Origin of the sequence: Streptomyces dysideae (assembly GCF_001514305.1) — a bacterium.
In the GTDB taxonomy this organism is placed as follows: Bacteria; Actinomycetota; Actinomycetes; order Streptomycetales; family Streptomycetaceae; genus Streptomyces; species Streptomyces dysideae.
This window is the reverse complement of record NZ_KQ949117.1, coordinates 68,863-84,753: the sequence shown is the minus strand read 5'-3', so window position 1 is coordinate 84,753 and position 15,891 is coordinate 68,863. Positions and strand designations below refer to the sequence as shown.

Here is a 15,891-nt window from a genome sequence, read left to right as displayed (position 1 = left end):
CCCCCACGACCCCCGATCCGTAGCCATCTCCCGCCGCACCCTCGCCGACATCCTCACCACCCACCACCTCCCCACCCTCATCGAACCCGCCCAGCTCCTCGCCTCCGAACTCCTCGGCAACGCCATCAGACACACCACCGGCCCCGCCGCCCTGAAGCTCCGCCAGTCCGGCCGCTCCTTCCGCCTCGGCGCCTGGGACACGGACCCCACACCGCCCACCACCGAAGCCCCCGCAGATGACGAAGCCGGCCGGGGCCTCCAGCTCATCAAGAGCTACGCCGACGACTGGGGCTGGTTCCAGGTCGACGGCCCCCGAGGCGGCCGCGGAAAGTACATCTGGTGCGAACTGGACGCCAAGCCGCGATGAGCCTCAGGAAGTTCAAAGATTTACCGAACTCACGTGCAACCCTTGAGCCCCATCGCAGGTCTCCTGATCGCCGACCACTCCGTGAACCCAGGACCAACTCCGGGCGAACACGGACGGTCGCACCCCATCGTCTGCGGATGCCCGCCAGGCATCCCCGCATGCCGCAGGAGAACCCCGCATGCATCAGCACCATCACCGGCGTCTGCGCCTCGCCCTCGCGACGGCCGCCGCTGCCGCCCTGGCCGGCGGTCTGCTCTCGGTCACGGCCGGGTCCGCGACCGCCGCCGACTCCACCCACGTCCCGCAGGCCGACTTCAACGGCGACGGCATCGGCGACGTGGCCGTCTCCGCGCACAGCGCCTATGTGAACGGCCGCGAAGGCGCCGGCCAGATCGTCGCGCTGTACGGCTCCGCCACCGGCGTATCGTCCGCGAAGCGCTCGACGATCAGCCAGAACACCACCGGCGTCCCCGGCACCGCCGAGGCGGGCGACGGGTTCGGCGGTGAGATCGCGTACGCCGACTTCAACGGCGACGGCTACGACGACCTCGCCGTGGCCTCCCCGTGGGAGAAGGTCGGCGACGACACCAACGGCGGCGGCCTCGCCATCCTGTGGGGCTCCGCGAGCGGCCTCACCGGCAAGAGCAGCGACGTCCCGGACCCGGCGCGCTCCTCGCACGACTTCTGGGGCAAGAACCTGGCCGCGGGCGACTTCGACGGCGACGGCAAGGCCGACCTGGCCGTCGGCACCTCCAGCAGCACGATCCACGTCTACAAGGGCGGCTTCACCACCTCCGGCACCCCGGGCGGCCGCTACACCGTCAAGCCCCCGATCCAGTCCGGCACCAACAGCTTCCCGTACGGCCCGCTGTACCTGACCGCCGGCGACGTGAACGGCGACGGCCGCAGCGATCTGATCGTCGACGGATACGAGACCCAGACCGAGCAGGGCTGGAACACCAACTACTACGTGCCCGGCACCGCGAGCGGCCTGAGCGCCGCCTCCGCCCAGGCCCTCAAGCCAGGCATCGTCACCGGCATCGGCGACATCAACGGCGACGGCTACGGCGACATCGTCACCGGCGCGGCCTGGAACGCCACCACCGGCGACGGCACGACCATCCCGGATGCGGCCAAGGGCGGCAAGGTGAACATCACCTACGGTTCCGCCTCCGGCCCCGCTTCCACCACCGGCATCACCCAGAACACCGGCAACGTCCCCGGCACCTCGGAGACCGACGACGGCTTCGGCTGGGACCTCGACCTGGGCGACATCAACGGCGACGGCTACCAGGACGTGGTCGTCTCCACCCCGAACGAGGACATCAACGGCATCACGAACACCGGCATGGTCACCGTCCTGTACGGCTCCGCGTCCGGCGTCAACACCTCCTCCGGTATGCAGGGCCTCGCCCAGAGCACCGCGGGCGTCCCGGGCAACAACGAGAAGAACGACCTCTTCGGCGCCGACGTCAAGCTCGACGACGTCACCGGCGACGGCAAGGCCGACCTGCTCATCGGCTCGTACGAGAACGGCGGCAACGGCGGTGTGACCTACCTGCCCTCCAACGGCACGAAGATCACCACGTCCGGCTCGCGCACCGTCTCCCCGAGCACCTCGGGCGTCTCGACGACCGGCTCCCCGGAGTTCGGCGCCCTGTTCGCGAACTGACCCCTCCGCCCCACCACTCCCGCCGCACGCCGGGCCCGTCCCCCCAGACGGGCCCGGCTTCCCCCTGGAGCCCGTCTTGCGCAAGCGCACCCTCCTCCTGGCCGCCACTCTCACCACCGGCCTGCTCACCGCCCTGCCCGCCGGCACCGCCTCCGCCGCCACCGGCCTGTCCGGCGACTTCAACGGCGACGGCTACCGCGACATCGCGATCGGCGCCGCGGGCGCGACGGTCGGCTCCCAGCAGGCCGCCGGGGCCGTCGTCGTGATGTACGGCTCCTCGTCCGGGATCTCGGCCACCCGGAAGACCGTGATCACCCAGAACTCCACCGGCGTTCCGGGCGCCGCCGAGTGGGGCGACCTGTTCGGCGCCAGCCTGGCCGCCGGCGACCTGGACCGCGACGGCTACTCCGACCTCGTCGTGGGCGCCCCGCACGAGTCCATCGGCGACCGGGACGGCGTCGGCGCGGCCACGGTCATCTGGGGCGGCAAGTCCGGCCTGTCCGGCGGCAAGGGCCTGCCCCAGCCGTCCGACCTCGCCGAGTGGGGCGGCTTCGCCTCCGGCGTCGCGATCGGCGACTTCGACGGCGACGGCGACAACGACGTGACGCTCACCGGCCAGAACCGCACCCGCATCTACAACGGTCCCTTCAGCCGTACGAGCGGCCCCACCAGCCACACCACCATCGGCGTGCTCGGCTCGACGTTCGACGTGACCGCGGGCGACCTGACCGGCGACGGCGCCGCCGAGCGCGTCTACCCGTTCGGCGTGACCGGTGACTCCGCCGGGCAGGTCGACTACTTCCGCTGGACCGGCACCGGGTACACGCGGGCCGAACTGCCGAACGCCGACGGCTTCGCGGGCTCCATCGCCGACATCAACGGCGACGGCTACGGCGACCTCGTGCTCGGCGACTCCGGCGACCCGGCCGACGGCAACTCCGTCAACGGCCACAAGGGCGGCCAGATCACCGTCTGGTACGGCGGCCCGACCGGCCCCGACCCCGCGCAGACCCCGACCGTCGTCCACCAGGACACGGCGGGCGTGCCCGGTGGGGGCGAGACCGGCGACCACTTCGGCTCGGCCGTGACCACCGGCGACATCAACGGCGACGGGTACGCCGACGTCGCGGTCGGCGCGCGCGGCGAGGACCTCGGTACGAAGAGGGACGCGGGCATGGTGACCGTCCTGTTCGGCTCGGCCTCCGGCCTGACCACCACCGGCGCCAAGGGGTACACCCAGGACACCTCCGGCGTGCCCGGCACCGCCGAGTCCCAGGACTCCTTCGGCTCCGCCGTCCGGCTGACCGACCTGACCAAGGACGGCAGGGCCGAACTCGTCATCGGCGTCGGCGGCGAGAACGGCGTCGGCGGCCTGTGGACCCTGCGCGGCACCGCCTCCGGCATCACCACCTCGGGAGCGACCGGAGTCACCGCGGTCGGCCTCTCGCTCAAGGGCCCGGCCAACGTCGGTGAGGCCATCGCCCAGTGACCCACCGTCAACGCACGCACCGGACAGGAACACCCATGCGCTTCCGCACCGGCGTCCTCCTCACCGCCGCCCTGACCCCGCTCGCGCTGTCCGCCCCGGCCGCCCACGCGGCCACCGCCGCAGCCCCGTACGACTTCAACGGCGACGGCCGCGCCGACCTCGCGATCGGCGCCCCGGGCGCCACGGTCGGCGGCAAGGCGAAGGCGGGCGCGGTGTCGGTGGTGTACGGCAGCACGAGCGGCCTGAAGAGCTCGACGTACACGCTGATCACCCAGAACACCACCGGTGTCCCCGGCACGGCCGAGGCCGACGACGCGTTCGGTACGGCCGTCGCCTCCGCCGACCTGAACACCGACGGCTACGCGGACCTGCTGATCGGCGCGCCCGGCGAGGACCTCAGCGGCGACACCAACGCCGGCATGGTGACGGTCGTCTGGGGCTCGGCGTCCGGCCTGTCCGGGGCGCGCACCTTCACCGATCCCTTCCGCACCGACTACGACCGCTACGGCAAGGCCCTGGCCGCGGGCGACTTCGACGGCGACGGCGACCCGGACGTCGCCGTCGGCTCCACGGGCTCGATCGTCCTCACCACCACCGACGGGCCGTTCACGAAGACCGGTGCGTTCAACGGCAGTGAGGGCTCCGGCAACGGCTGGTGGAACGGCGCGTACGGCGTCGAGCACCTCTCCTCCGGAGACGTCACCGGCGAGGGCCTCGACAGCCTGATCCTGCACAGCCGCGCGCTGAACAGCGACGACGCGGTCACAGCCGTGGCCGACGGCCGCATCAGCAACTACATGGACTGGCTGCGGAAGCTGCCCGGCGGCTACGCGTCCTCCGTCGGCGACATCGACGGCGACGGCCACGCGGACATCGCGGTCGGCAACCACCGCGAGCCCTCCGCCGACCCGGCGGGCGCGAAGGGCGGCAAGGTCACGGTCGTCTACGGCGGTCCCGACGGCCCCGACACCACCCGCACCCCGCTCGTCCTCACCCAGAACACGGCCGGCGTCCCGGGCGCGTCCGAGACCGGCGACCGCTTCGGCGGCTCGGTCTCCCTGGGCGACCTCAACGGCGACGGCCACGCGGACCTGGCGATCGGCACCCCCGGCGAGAACACCGACACGGGCATGATCACCGTCCTGTTCGGCTCGGCCACCGGCCTGAAGACCACCGGCGTCCAGTCGTTCACGCAGAACACCGCGGGCGTCCCCGGCGTCTCCGAGACGGGCGACCGCTTCGGCGGCCGAGTCGAGATCGCCGACCGCGCCTGGCTCGCGGTCTCGGCCCCCGGCGAGAACGGCGGCGACGGCGCGGCCTGGTCCCTGCGCACCACGTCCACCGGCCTCACGACCACGGGCGCGACGATCTTCGGCCCGTCGTCCACGGGGGTGTCCACGGCGGGCAGCCCCGGCTACGGGACGACGCTGGGCGGCTGACCGCCGTACGGCAACACCAACGGAAAACGGGAGGAATCACATGCACAAGCCCTTACGACTCGCCTTCGCGACGGCCACGGCCGCCGCGCTGACCGGCGGCCTGCTCACGTTCACCGCCACGGCGGCGCCCGCCGAGTACGCCGACGACTTCAACGGCGACGGCTACCGCGACCTGGTGACCGCCGCGCCCTACGCCACGGTCGACGGCAAGCCGGGCGCGGGCGCCGTGGTCGTCACCTACGGCTCGGCGTCCGGCATCAGCGCCTCCCGCCGTACGACGATCACCCAGAACACCAGCGGCATCCCCGGCGTGGCCGAGCAGGAGGACAAGTTCGGCTCGTCCCTCGCCTCCGGCGACCTCAACAACGACGGGTACGCCGACCTCGTGGTCGGCGCCGAGCAGGAGGACGTCGACGGCGACGCCGACGGCGGCACCGCCATCATCGTCTGGGGCTCCGCGAGCGGCCTGTCCGGCGGCAAGGGCGTCCCCGACCCGGCCGTCTCCGCCCACGACGAGTACGGCAAGTCGCTCGCCATCGACGACTTCGACGGGGACGGCGACGCCGACCTCGCCGTCGGCAGCACGGGCAAGGACATCTGGATCCACCAGGGCGGCTTCACCAAGACGAACGGCGCCGCGTCCCGCTACGAGCTCGCCACCGACCTCTACCCGGCGGGCGGCCTCTACGGCGCCGAGAACCTCGACAACGGCGACGTCAACGGCGACGGCTACGCGGACCTGGTCATCAGCGGCCAGCAGGACGGGACGTACGAGGACGGCACCTTCGTCTATCTGGGCTCCGCCTCCGGCCTCACCTACCAGACCTTCCTGAAGAGCGACGCCTGGGAGCTGGCGTCCGCCGGCGACGTCAACGGCGACGGCTACGACGACATCGTCACCGCCGGCCCCCCGGACTCGGCCCACGAGGGCGACGGCGGCTCGGTCAGCCTCTGGCTCGGCAGCGCGTCCGGCGTGCGCACCCAGGCCCACCAGACCATCACCCAGGACAGCCCCGGAGTGCCGGGCGCGGAGGAGCCGACCGACTGGTTCGGCAACGCCCTCGCCCTCGGCGACGTCAACGGCGACGGCTACGCCGACCTGGCCGTCGGCGCGTACTTCGAGGACCTCGGCTCCCTGAACCTGGCCGGCATGGTCACCGTACTGCGCGGCTCGGCCACCGGCCTGGCCAGTACCGGCGCCCAGTCGTTCACCCAGGACACGGCCGGCGTCCCCGGCACCGCCGAGGCCACCGACCGCTTCGGCGCGTCGGTCCGCCTGTCCGACCTCAACGGCGACGGCAGGGCCGACCTCGCCGTCGGCGCCGACGGCGAGAACGAGGGGGCCGGCGCCGTCTGGAGCCTGCGCGGCTCGGCGTCCGGGGTGACCACGTCGAACGCGCTCAGCTTCGGCCCGGGCTCCTCCGGCCTGTCGGGGGCCGGGGCCGCGAGGCTGGGCCAGGTGACACTGCGGTAGGACGCCGACCTCCGCCGGCCCAACCCCCGGCCTCCACACGCCCTTTACAGGTCCCTTAGGGGCACATGAGCATTCCTCATGAGCATCCCTTAGGGGATGTCACAGCTCGGCCGCAAAGCCGCGCCCGGAGCGCCGGGCGCGGCACGTCACTCTCCGGGACCAGGTACGTTCGAAGACGTGGCTGGATTCAGGATCGGACGCGGCGGCCGGGACAACCGCGCCCCGCAAGCGCGACCGCAACAACCTCCGTACGGACAGCAGGCCCCGCAGGGACCGCCGTACGGCTATCCCCCGCCGCCGCAGCAGCCCTACGGCGGCTCCGGCGGAGGCGGCGGGTGGCCGCAGGCGACCGGCGGCGGTTACGGCGGTGGCGCCGGCGGCCAGGGCGAACCGGAGTACTTCGGCGACGGCGGGTACCCGCAGGGCCCCGGCGCCCCGGACCCGTACGCCGCCAACAACCCGGGCCACACCCAGGCGTTCTCCGTAGGCGAGGACCCGTACAACCAGGGCGGCACCTACCAGGCGGGCGCGGCCCCGGCAGCCCCCGTCGGCCCCCGCCTGCACTGGAAGCCCCTGCTGCGCGGCATCGTCACGGCGCCGAACCAGACCTTCCTCCAGATGCGCGACTACACGATGTGGGGCCCGGCCCTCATCGTGACGTTCCTCTACGGCCTGCTCGCGGTCTTCGGCTTCGACGGCGCACGGTCGGACGCGATCAACGCGACCCTGTCGAACGCGGTCCCGATCGTCCTGACGACAGCCGTGGCACTGGTCATCAGCTCCTTCGTCCTGGGCGTGGTCACCCACACCCTGGCCCGCCAGCTCGGCGGCAACGGCGCCTGGCAGCCCACGGTCGGCCTCTCCATGCTGATCATGTCCCTCACGGACGCCCCCCGCCTGGTCTTCGCCATGTTCTTCGGCGGCGACGCGACCTTCGTCCAGGCCCTCGGCTGGGCCACCTGGGTCGCGGCCGGCGCCCTGCTCACCCTGATGGTCTCCAAGTCCCACGACCTCCCGTGGCCGAAGGCACTGGGCGCGTCGGCGATCCAGCTGATCGCACTGTTGTCGATCGTGAAGCTGGGCACGTTCTAGAACTTCAGGTCCAATAGAACGTCCGATAGAACAAGGGAAAAGGGGCTCCCCGCGGGGAGCCCCTTTTCCCTTGTTCTATCGGACGTCTACGAAGTCGCCGGTCGCGTTGACCGCCGGAGTCGTCGACGTGCCCGCGAAGCTGTAGCGGAAGTAGCCGTCGGTGGAGGCGGTGACGGTCGTCCTGAGCTCGCCCGTCGAGTTAGACGTGATCGTCTTCACCGTGGTGTAGGTGCTGCTGCCCTTCTTGCGGAACTGCAGCTTCACCGGCTGGTTGGTGTAGCCGTGGTACTTGTTGTCCTCCCAGTTGGCCCGGGAGAGCTTGCCGGTGACCGTGATGGTCTTGCCCTTCTTCACCGGCTCCGGCGAGGCGTTGACCGTCAGCTTCGAGTAGCGCTGCACCTTGAACGTGGTGGCCGCGTCCCGGTGGATGTAGTCGTAGTCATGGGCGGAGACCAGCGTGGCGAGGTTCCAGGTGGCCGCCGCGCTGTTGTCGACGAGGCCGGTCGACGCCTGCGGGTCCAACGTCAGCGTGCCCGTGCAGGTCGACGTGATGGCGCTCACCTTGACGCACGTGATCTCGCCGTCGTCGTACCAGATCTGTGCGTAGTTCGGCTTCGGACCGAAGGCGCTGATGTACGTGGTCTCGACGATGCCCGAATCGTCCGACGCGGTCACGGAGACCTTGGCGGACACCACGTGGGTGGTACCCACCACGACCGGCTTGCCGCCGTTGACGACGACCTTGTCGATCGTGATGTTGCCCGAGCCGCCGTCCTCTGCCTGGGCGGCCGTGGCACCGACTGTGGTGGCGACCAGCGCGACGCTGGTGCCGAGCAGGCCAAGGCGCGCGGTTGTACGCATGAATGTCCCCCCACGGAATCTTTGATTACTCAGAGGGAGCGTACGGCGTTGGCCAACGGTTCACCACGTTGTTATTTCAACGCCTTAATCACACACGGATGCCTTGTACCGGAGGCAAAACACTCCACGGGAAGTTGATCCACTCGTCGGTGCGCTTCCACACGTACTCGCACTTCACGAGCGAGTGCGACTTCTCATAGATGACGGCGGACCGCACCTCGGCCACATGATCGAGGCAGAAGTCGTGCACCAGCTTCAGCGTCTTGCCGGTGTCGGCGACGTCGTCGGCGATCAGCACCTTCTTGTCGGTGAAGTCGATGACGTTGGGCACGGGAGCGAGCATGACGGGCATCTCGAGGGTCGTGCCCACCCCTGTGTAGAACTCCACATTCACCAGGTGGAGGTTCTTGCAGTCGAGGGCGTAGGCGAGCCCGCCGGCTACGAAGACGCCGCCGCGGGCGATGCTGAGCACGATGTCCGGCTCGTATCCGTCGTCGGCGATGGTCTGCGCGAGTTCGCGGACGGCACCGCCGAAGCGCTCGTAGGTGAGGTTCTCCCGTACGTCGCTCATGCCGCCGCTCACACCTGGGTGCGGTGGAAGTTGAGGAAGGAGCGGGAGGCGGTGGGGCCCCGCTGCCCCTGGTACCGCGAGCCGTACCGCTCGCTCCCGTAGGGGGACTCGGCGGGCGAGCTGAGCCGGAACATGCACAGCTGCCCGATCTTCATGCCCGGCCAGAGCTTGATCGGGAGGGTGGCGAGGTTGGACAGCTCGAGCGTCACATGCCCCGAGAAGCCCGGGTCGATGAACCCGGCGGTGGAGTGGGTGACAAGCCCGAGCCGCCCGAGCGAGCTCTTGCCCTCCAGCCTGGACGCGAGATCATCGGGCAGCGTGATGACCTCGTACGTCGAGGCGAGCACGAACTCCCCGGGGTGCAGGATGAACGGCTCATCGCCCTCGGGCTCCACGAGCCGCGTCAGATCGGCCTGTTCGACGGACGGGTCGATGTGGGGGTACCGGTGGTTCTCGAACACCCGGAAATAGCGGTCCAGCCGTACGTCGATGCTCGACGGCTGCACCATGGATTCGTCGTAGGGATCGATCCGGACGCGCCCGGCATCGATCTCGGCCCGGATGTCCTTGTCTGAGAGAAGCACGCCCCGAGGATACGCAGGGCGCGCGGACCGACCACAATCGGACGTCCGCGCGCCAACGCTACTGCTCTGTCGCTACTGCTTCAGCTGTCGCTATCGCTGCTGCTTCTCCAAGGCCACCGGCACCACACTGCGGAGCCGGGCACACCGTGGACACCGGACCAGCCGGCCGGGGCCGAGCCGCTCGGCCTGCTGCATCGGGAACGAAGCGGTACTGAACACGTGCCCATCGGCACATCGGACGACGGTGCGCTCCATCAAGTCCTAGAGTCCCTTCCCCAAGAGCCGCGTCTGGCTACTACTTGCCTGACGACAAAAGCCACATTACGGGATGGAAGGGACGGCCCTCCAGGCGGCACTCCCGTCCCGCCCGGACCCTCTCCCACGTCTCCACCGTACGCCCCAACTCCGGTGCCCCGCAGCCCGATCCCTCCCCCGAAACGCACACAGACCCCGCGGCGCCAACGCCGGGGGCCTGCCATGAGGTAGAGTGACCGAGCCGACACCGGTTCCGACCGGCGTCTTACGCGGGTGTAGTTTAATGGTAGAACATCAGCTTCCCAAGCTGAGAGCGCGAGTTCGATTCTCGTCACCCGCTCCATCAATAAGGCCCAGGTCAGAGACCCGGGCCTTTTTGCTGTCCGCTGTGATCAGTTGTCGCGTGCCAGATTCGTGCCAGAACGCTGATCGTCGGGGTGAGCCGTGTCCGGTTCTGGCACGGCCGCAGCGTCCTGGCGTGCCTTGCGCACGGTCGCGTCGAGTCCGGCAGCAACTTCCTGCTGTCGTTCGTCGTCGGAGTGCTGATAGATCAGCGCGGCCTTCTCGGAGGACTGGCCGGCGCGAACCATCGTGTCCTTAAGGGTGGCACCCGAGCGCGTCGACAGGGTGTGTCCCGTGTGACGAAGGTCGTAGAACCGGAACCCCTCGGGGACTCCGACGACGGTACGGGCCTTGCGCCACTTCCTACCGAAGGTGCTGCGACGGAAGGCCGCGCCCTTCTCCCCGAGGAAGACGAGTCCGTCGGCTCCCTTGCCCGCGTAGAGCTCCATGTGGAGTCGCAGCTCCCGACGGAGGAACTCCGGGAGGAACACGGTCCGGGTACCTGCCTCGGACTTGGTATCGCCGGGAGCCCGGCGACCGTTCGTGCGCTCCGGTTCGGCGATCCGAACCGTGATCTTCAGCGCCTCGACGTCGATGTCCCGGCGGCGGAGTCCGGCCAGTTCCTCGGGGCGGAGAGGACCGTACGCGCCGAGGTAGACCATGAGGCGCCAGCGGGGGCCTAGCCGGTCGGCGAGGGCGTCGACCTGGGCGACGGTGGCGATACGGCGTTCGGCCGCCTTCTCCTTTCCGGCACCCTTGATCCGGCACGGGTTGCGCTTGATCAGGTCGTCCACGGCCGTCTCCATGATGCTTTTCAGGAGGCGGTACGCCTTGGCGGTCGTCGTCTTCGCCTTGGTCGTACGGAGGCGTTCAGCGCGCCATTCGCGGACCAGGGGCGCGGTGATCTCGTCGAGGTCCGATTCGCCGAAGGTGGGAAGAACGTGGTCGTCCAGGAGGTAGTGGTACAGGTCCTCACTCCGCACCCTGCGTAAGACGTCGTAGCCGACGAGCCGGAGTTCGACGACACCGGGCTTGACGTCCCGCACGTACACGGCGTGAACGCCCCAGGCGTGCCGCAGCCGTTCGGCCGAAGCGGCCACGTCAGCCGGTTCCTGCCCGGGGGCGAGCCGCAGCCTTACCCGCAGGCCGGTCGAGTTGGGCCGGATCACTCCGCGGCGCGGGGGAACCGGCCGGACCTCCCGCCGGGTGGTGGCCCGGACGGCCAGGGCCCGCCAGCGGGACGGCTCGACGGTCAGCCCGCATGCGTCCATGGTCGAGGAGTACGAGGCCAGCAGCCGGGCCACCGAGAGGGGCAGCCCGACCGTGGACCAGTACGCCGCCGGGTGGGCGTGCCGGGCGTAGGCCGCGCCACCTATCGCAGCGAGTCCCCCACCCAGCTCTGCCCAGGTCACCAGGTCGGTCACGTCGATCAGCCCGCCTGAGCCATCTGGAACGCGCCGGGCATGACGGCGGTGGCGCGGTAGGCGATGCCGTGCCGCTGCTGCCCGTTGAACACGCTCTCCCAGGGCCGGGCGATGAGCCCCGGCAGCGAGACCGGAGCACCGACGGCCAAGCCGTCCGTCACGCCGCTCTCAGGGATGGTGACCTGAATCAGCGACGACTCGCCCTCGTCGATGTAGACGACGCCGACGGTCATGAGTGCCTCACCGCTCACGGCGTCCTTGGCGATCTCGCCGGTCTGCCGGTCGCGCACCTTCGGCGCCGGCGCTTCGGTGAGCAGGATCGTGGCGTTCGAGGCGTCAATGCGAATCACACGCACAGGGGTTTCTCCTTCTGAGTCGATCAACCTGCCACCTGACAGGTTGACTTAGCAAGTTCGAAGCTACGGATGCCAAGTTGACTTGTCAAGCGAGAAGTTGGTGGAACTGGCCCCGAATCAGGCTCAGTTCAGGCGGTAGGTGTCTTCCAGCTCCTGCCGGTCAGCAGGAAGAAGCACGTCAGAGACTTGCAGCGCTTGACCAGAGGCGTCGTACGCAACGACGAGGACACTGAGGACGGGAACGCCGTCCGGGAGGTCCAGCAGTTCAGCTTCGCTCCGCTCGGGCAGTCGAGCCGAAACCCGTTCCGTCACGTGATCGAAGCGAACCTTCTTCCGCGCCTCCAGGTGCGCGCGGGTGCTGCCGCCCAAGGGGGCGGAACTCTCCAACTCGGTGCCCTCGACCAGGCCGGCGGGGAAGTACGACGAGACCAACTCGACCGGTTCGCCGTCCTCCTCGGCCAGGAACCGGCGCATCAGAACCTTGGCCCGCTTCGGCAGCCCGAGCACGGAGGCGACACGCGCCGGAACGGGGACGTGAACGACCTCCACCAGGCGCCCGAAGGCCTGAGACTCGTCACGCGCGAGTGCTTCGCTCCCTCGGCGGTCCTTGTGCTCGACGAGCGCCGGACGGCCGCGCACGATCGTGCCGTATCCCTGCCGGGACTCCAGCCAGCCATCCCGCTTCAGCAGCTCCAGCGCCCGGACGACGGTCGGGCGGGACATCCCGAAGGCCTGCACCAGTTGGTTCTCACTGGGCACGCGGGTACCGGGCGCGTACGTGCCGTCCTCGATGCGACTCTGAATGGTCTGAGCGAGGCGCACGTACTTCGGTGCCTCCACTTCATACGCCATGAATGCCGCCGCCTGTCGAGATTGGCCAAGTCAACCGGTCAACCAGACTAGCGACGAATCCGCCGACGCAGTACCAGCGGAGCGTATTCCCTCTATGACGGCCAAGCATCGGCGACCACGAAGGAGACCACCGTTCCTCCGAAGCGACTGGGCCCGGAGTGCCACGACTCGGCGATGGAGTCGACCAGGAGCAGTCCGCGCCCGTGCGCGTCGTTGGCGTCGGGGTGTCGGAGGCGCACGTTCGCTGGGAAGCCCGGGTTGTGCACCTCGACCCGGAGCGAGGTCCCCTCGCGGAACCACTCCACTCGGACCGTCCAGGGGTCATCCGCTCGCCCATAGCGGATGGCATTGGTGACCAGTTCCGAGATCATCAGCGCACAATCGTCGACCGAGCAGGCCGGGTTGTACGGGGCGATGAACTTCCGGAACCAGCGTCGAGCCCGGGGTACGGACTCCGCGATGGGATGCAGGTTCATCGCTCCAAGTCGCGGTGATCCCTGGTCGGGGTAGCGGTCGATCGTGTAGGCCATCCGGTGCTCACTCCTTGCCGCTGCCGTCGCAGTCGAGGCAGCGCCGCTTCGACGTGGCACGGGTGCGGTCGGCGGTGGCGGCAAGCGCCAGGGTCGTACGCGAACCGACGCGCTTCCAGCCGCGCCCACGGCAACCCCGGCAAGGTAAGCGCGTGCCCTGATCCGGCCGCTGACTCGTCACGCCGTGCCCCCTTCCGATGAAGTGGCCTTAGCCACTTAGTGGATAGAGGCATTAGCCACTCGCTGCATGCAAGCAGTTCGCCGAAATGACGAACCATCAGGTGAGGGGATACCCCTGCTCGAACGCCCAGCGGTGCGGCGGGTAGGTGGCTTCGGCGAACTCCAACGGCCGATCCTGAAGGTCGAACACAACGTGATGCACGATCAAGACAGCAGATCCGGGAGCAAGTTGAAGGTCCGCCTCCTCCTCGTCGGTCGCCTGCCGAGCACACATGCGATCTTCGGCGTAACTCCCCTGCCGTCCCGTCATGTTCTCGACGTACATCAAGGTGCCCTCTTGAATCCGCTCCGGTTCCAGGAGCTTGGGCGCCCGCTGCCCGACGTCCGGCGCGAACCACGAAGTGGACAGCGTGATGGGCCCATCCTGGTTGTTGGTCACCCGCCTGCGGTGAACGGCCCGACGGTCCTTGACCAGGCCCAGCGCCTCGGCGACGTGATCGGGCGCGTCCAGCCAGCCGGCCGACGTGATGACCGCGTACTCACCAGGCGTGTAGATCTTGCCCGTCTGCCGCGCCCGCCCGTACAACTCACGTGCCCGCCGGTTCACTTCGAGGCTCCGCACGTACGTGCCGGACCCCTGGCGCTTCTCGACAAGCCCCTGATGACTCAGCGCCTCCAGCGACCGCGCGGCCGTCGGCCTGGACACCTTCCAGTTCGCCGCCAGTTGTCGTTCTGACGGAACCTCGTCCCCCGGCCGCAGGTCACCCCGAAGAATCTGATCGCGGATGAAGTGCGCGATCTGGAGATACTTCGGCTGAGCCTCCTCGATCTGCGGCATGTGCCCTCCTCGTTCAATGCAACGCAGGCAGCCAAGTGGCTATGGCCTCTAGCCACTATAGGGTGAATGGTCAACGCCGGACCCCGTACCCTTGAGCCCATGACGCGGTTGATCGTCGCAGCAGGAGGAGGGGGCGACGCAGTCGCCGCCGCAATGCTCCACGCCGCCCTGTACGGCGACGGCGACGACCAGGCGGTGATTCTCACCTACGCGTGGGACCGCTTGCTGATCGACCCGGTACCGGGCCCCCGAGGACCGGATGACTTCACCGGTCTCGAACCGATCACCCCGGCCGTGTGGCAGGTGCCGGCGGAAGCGCGCCCGATCGCTCCGGCGGGTTCCACACTCCCCCGACTCGCGGCGGAGCTCCCGCACACGTTCGCGCTGATCGATCCGAGGCAGGGCGCCGAGGGAGTCACACGCCAACTCGAAGAGTTGATCGGCTACTTGGAGCCCGAGTCGATCGATCTCCTCGATGTAGGCGGAGACGCACTTGCCCGCGGCGACGAACCAACCCTGAAGAGCCCACTCGCCGACGCCCTCACACTGGCAGCGTGCAGCCAAGTGAACGCTCCGATCAGGCTGTTGATCGCAGGCCCCGGCCTCGACGGCGAACTTCCGCTCGACGACCTGAAAGGCACGCTCGGCCCACTCGTCCACACCTTCACGCCGAAGGACGTCGACCCGATCAGCTCGGTCCTGGAGTGGCATCCCTCCGAGGCAACCGGGATGCTCGCGGCGACGGCCCGAGGCGTACGAGGCACATGCGAAGTACGGGACGCAGGACTGCCGATCCCGCTCACCGACGAGGGCCCAACAGTCCACGAGGTAGACCTGGATGAAGCGCTGAGCCGCAACGAATTGGCCCGCGCGATCATGGCAACGACCGCGCTGGACCAGGTCGAGGCGCTGAGCCGCGAAGTCTGCGGCTTCTCGGAAATCGACTACGAGCGCAACAAGGCCCTCTGGCTCAAGGACCAACGTCCGCTGAATCTCGACACCGAGACGCTGCTCCCCCAACTCGACCAGTTCGAGGCCGAGGCCCGAGGCCGCGGAATCACCCACACGACGTTCCGCCACCTCACCGAGGTCCTGAACCTCGACGGCACACAACGCGACGCCCTACGCCGACTGCTCATCAACAGCCGTCCGGAGCAGTACGCAGCCCCGTTGTGGGGCATCATGGCCGCCAGCAGCCACCACACAAGCCGGACACCATGAGCGCCAACAGCAGCGATCCAGACCTCAACGTGCAGGACGTCACTGGCAACGGCACAGAAGTCGACGTTGCCACCAACCTGCTGAACGGCGACATCAGGCTCTCGATTCTCTGGTCCCAAGAGATCCTCTTGTCCGCCGACGCCGCCGAACAAGTGGCCGACGCTCTTCAACGAGCGGCAGCACGGTCCCGCAGCATCTCAGCCGCCACAGGCACCGACTGAGTAACAACCTTCTTTACGGGTTCAAGCACCCGTCGTCGCTCCGCTCCTCCGGGCGGGAGTGGGCGGCCGGCGGCGCCCGCGCTCATGTCTCCGCCCCGCTCGGCACCGCCGGCCGCCCACTCC

General features: G+C 69.3%; 16 protein-coding genes and 1 tRNA gene. 9 read left to right on the top strand and 8 right to left on the bottom strand.

Annotated elements, in window-relative coordinates; translation table 11 throughout:
* The 6 genes from AQJ91_RS41705 to AQJ91_RS41680 all read left to right on the top strand — a co-directional run.
* Positions 1–367: ATP-binding protein (locus AQJ91_RS41705; protein ID WP_067033230.1), on the top strand; the 367-nt coding region annotated here is incomplete at its 5' end.
* Positions 368–545: 178 nt separating this feature from the next.
* Entirely contained in the window at positions 546–2,039 is a 1,494-nt protein-coding gene (locus AQJ91_RS41700; protein ID WP_067033229.1) for an FG-GAP and VCBS repeat-containing protein, read from the top strand.
* 76 nt (positions 2,040–2,115) lie between these two features.
* On the top strand, positions 2,116–3,528 hold the full coding sequence (locus tag AQJ91_RS41695; protein ID WP_067033228.1) for an FG-GAP-like repeat-containing protein: 1,413 nt from the start codon (positions 2,116–2,118) through the stop codon (positions 3,526–3,528).
* Between the two features lie 35 nt (positions 3,529–3,563).
* Positions 3,564–4,967, top strand: a complete 1,404-nt coding sequence (locus tag AQJ91_RS41690) for an FG-GAP-like repeat-containing protein (RefSeq protein ID WP_107122674.1) — start codon at positions 3,564–3,566, stop codon at positions 4,965–4,967.
* 40 nt (positions 4,968–5,007) lie between these two features.
* Entirely contained in the window at positions 5,008–6,441 is a 1,434-nt protein-coding gene (locus AQJ91_RS41685; protein WP_067033224.1) for an FG-GAP-like repeat-containing protein, read from the top strand.
* Positions 6,442–6,537: 96 nt separating this feature from the next.
* Positions 6,538–7,533: a Yip1 family protein gene (locus tag AQJ91_RS41680; protein WP_067033222.1), complete on the top strand. Its 996-nt coding sequence runs from the start codon at positions 6,538–6,540 to the stop codon at positions 7,531–7,533.
* A gap of 75 nt (positions 7,534–7,608) precedes the next feature.
* Here AQJ91_RS41680 and AQJ91_RS41675 read toward each other — a convergent pair whose 3' ends face one another.
* The 3 genes from AQJ91_RS41675 to dcd form a co-directional block, all read right to left on the bottom strand.
* The gene (locus AQJ91_RS41675) at positions 7,609–8,394 is read right to left on the bottom strand and encodes a single stranded DNA-binding domain-containing protein (RefSeq protein ID WP_067033220.1); all 786 of its coding nucleotides are present in this window, start codon (positions 8,392–8,394) and stop codon (positions 7,609–7,611) included.
* A gap of 88 nt (positions 8,395–8,482) precedes the next feature.
* Positions 8,483–8,965, bottom strand: coding sequence for a phosphoribosyltransferase (locus AQJ91_RS41670; RefSeq protein ID WP_067033218.1), 483 nt, complete (start codon positions 8,963–8,965; stop codon positions 8,483–8,485).
* Between the two features lie 8 nt (positions 8,966–8,973).
* Entirely contained in the window at positions 8,974–9,549 is a 576-nt protein-coding gene (dcd, locus tag AQJ91_RS41665) for a dCTP deaminase (RefSeq protein WP_067033216.1), read from the bottom strand.
* 524 nt (positions 9,550–10,073) lie between these two features.
* On the opposite strand from dcd, the gene AQJ91_RS41660 reads away from it, so the two are divergent.
* Positions 10,074–10,147 (top strand) — tRNA-Gly (locus AQJ91_RS41660).
* 49 nt (positions 10,148–10,196) lie between these two features.
* Here the strand turns inward: AQJ91_RS41660 and AQJ91_RS41655 are convergent.
* The 5 genes from AQJ91_RS41655 to AQJ91_RS41635 form a co-directional block, all read right to left on the bottom strand.
* Positions 10,197–11,570: a tyrosine-type recombinase/integrase gene (locus AQJ91_RS41655; protein WP_079085596.1), complete on the bottom strand. Its 1,374-nt coding sequence runs from the start codon at positions 11,568–11,570 to the stop codon at positions 10,197–10,199.
* A 5-nt stretch (positions 11,571–11,575) separates the two neighbouring features.
* On the bottom strand, positions 11,576–11,926 hold the full coding sequence (locus tag AQJ91_RS41650) for an SCO3933 family regulatory protein (protein WP_067033212.1): 351 nt from the start codon (positions 11,924–11,926) through the stop codon (positions 11,576–11,578).
* Positions 11,927–12,049: 123 nt separating this feature from the next.
* Entirely contained in the window at positions 12,050–12,778 is a 729-nt protein-coding gene (locus AQJ91_RS41645) for a GntR family transcriptional regulator (RefSeq protein WP_067033210.1), read from the bottom strand.
* Positions 12,779–12,870: 92 nt separating this feature from the next.
* The gene (locus AQJ91_RS41640; RefSeq protein ID WP_067033205.1) at positions 12,871–13,308 is read right to left on the bottom strand and encodes an ATP-binding protein; all 438 of its coding nucleotides are present in this window, start codon (positions 13,306–13,308) and stop codon (positions 12,871–12,873) included.
* Positions 13,309–13,585: 277 nt separating this feature from the next.
* A complete protein-coding gene (locus AQJ91_RS41635; RefSeq protein ID WP_067033199.1) occupies positions 13,586–14,326 on the bottom strand; it encodes a GntR family transcriptional regulator in 741 nt (246 codons plus the stop codon).
* Positions 14,327–14,425: 99 nt separating this feature from the next.
* Here AQJ91_RS41635 and AQJ91_RS41630 point away from each other — a divergent pair, with 99 nt between their 5' ends.
* Positions 14,426–15,547, top strand: a complete 1,122-nt coding sequence (locus tag AQJ91_RS41630) for a DUF1152 domain-containing protein (protein WP_079085595.1) — start codon at positions 14,426–14,428, stop codon at positions 15,545–15,547.
* A complete protein-coding gene (locus tag AQJ91_RS41625) occupies positions 15,544–15,768 on the top strand; it encodes a hypothetical protein (protein ID WP_067033192.1) in 225 nt (74 codons plus the stop codon). The genes AQJ91_RS41630 and AQJ91_RS41625 overlap by 4 nt, the downstream gene beginning before the upstream one ends.
* Positions 15,769–15,891 lie beyond the last annotated feature (123 nt).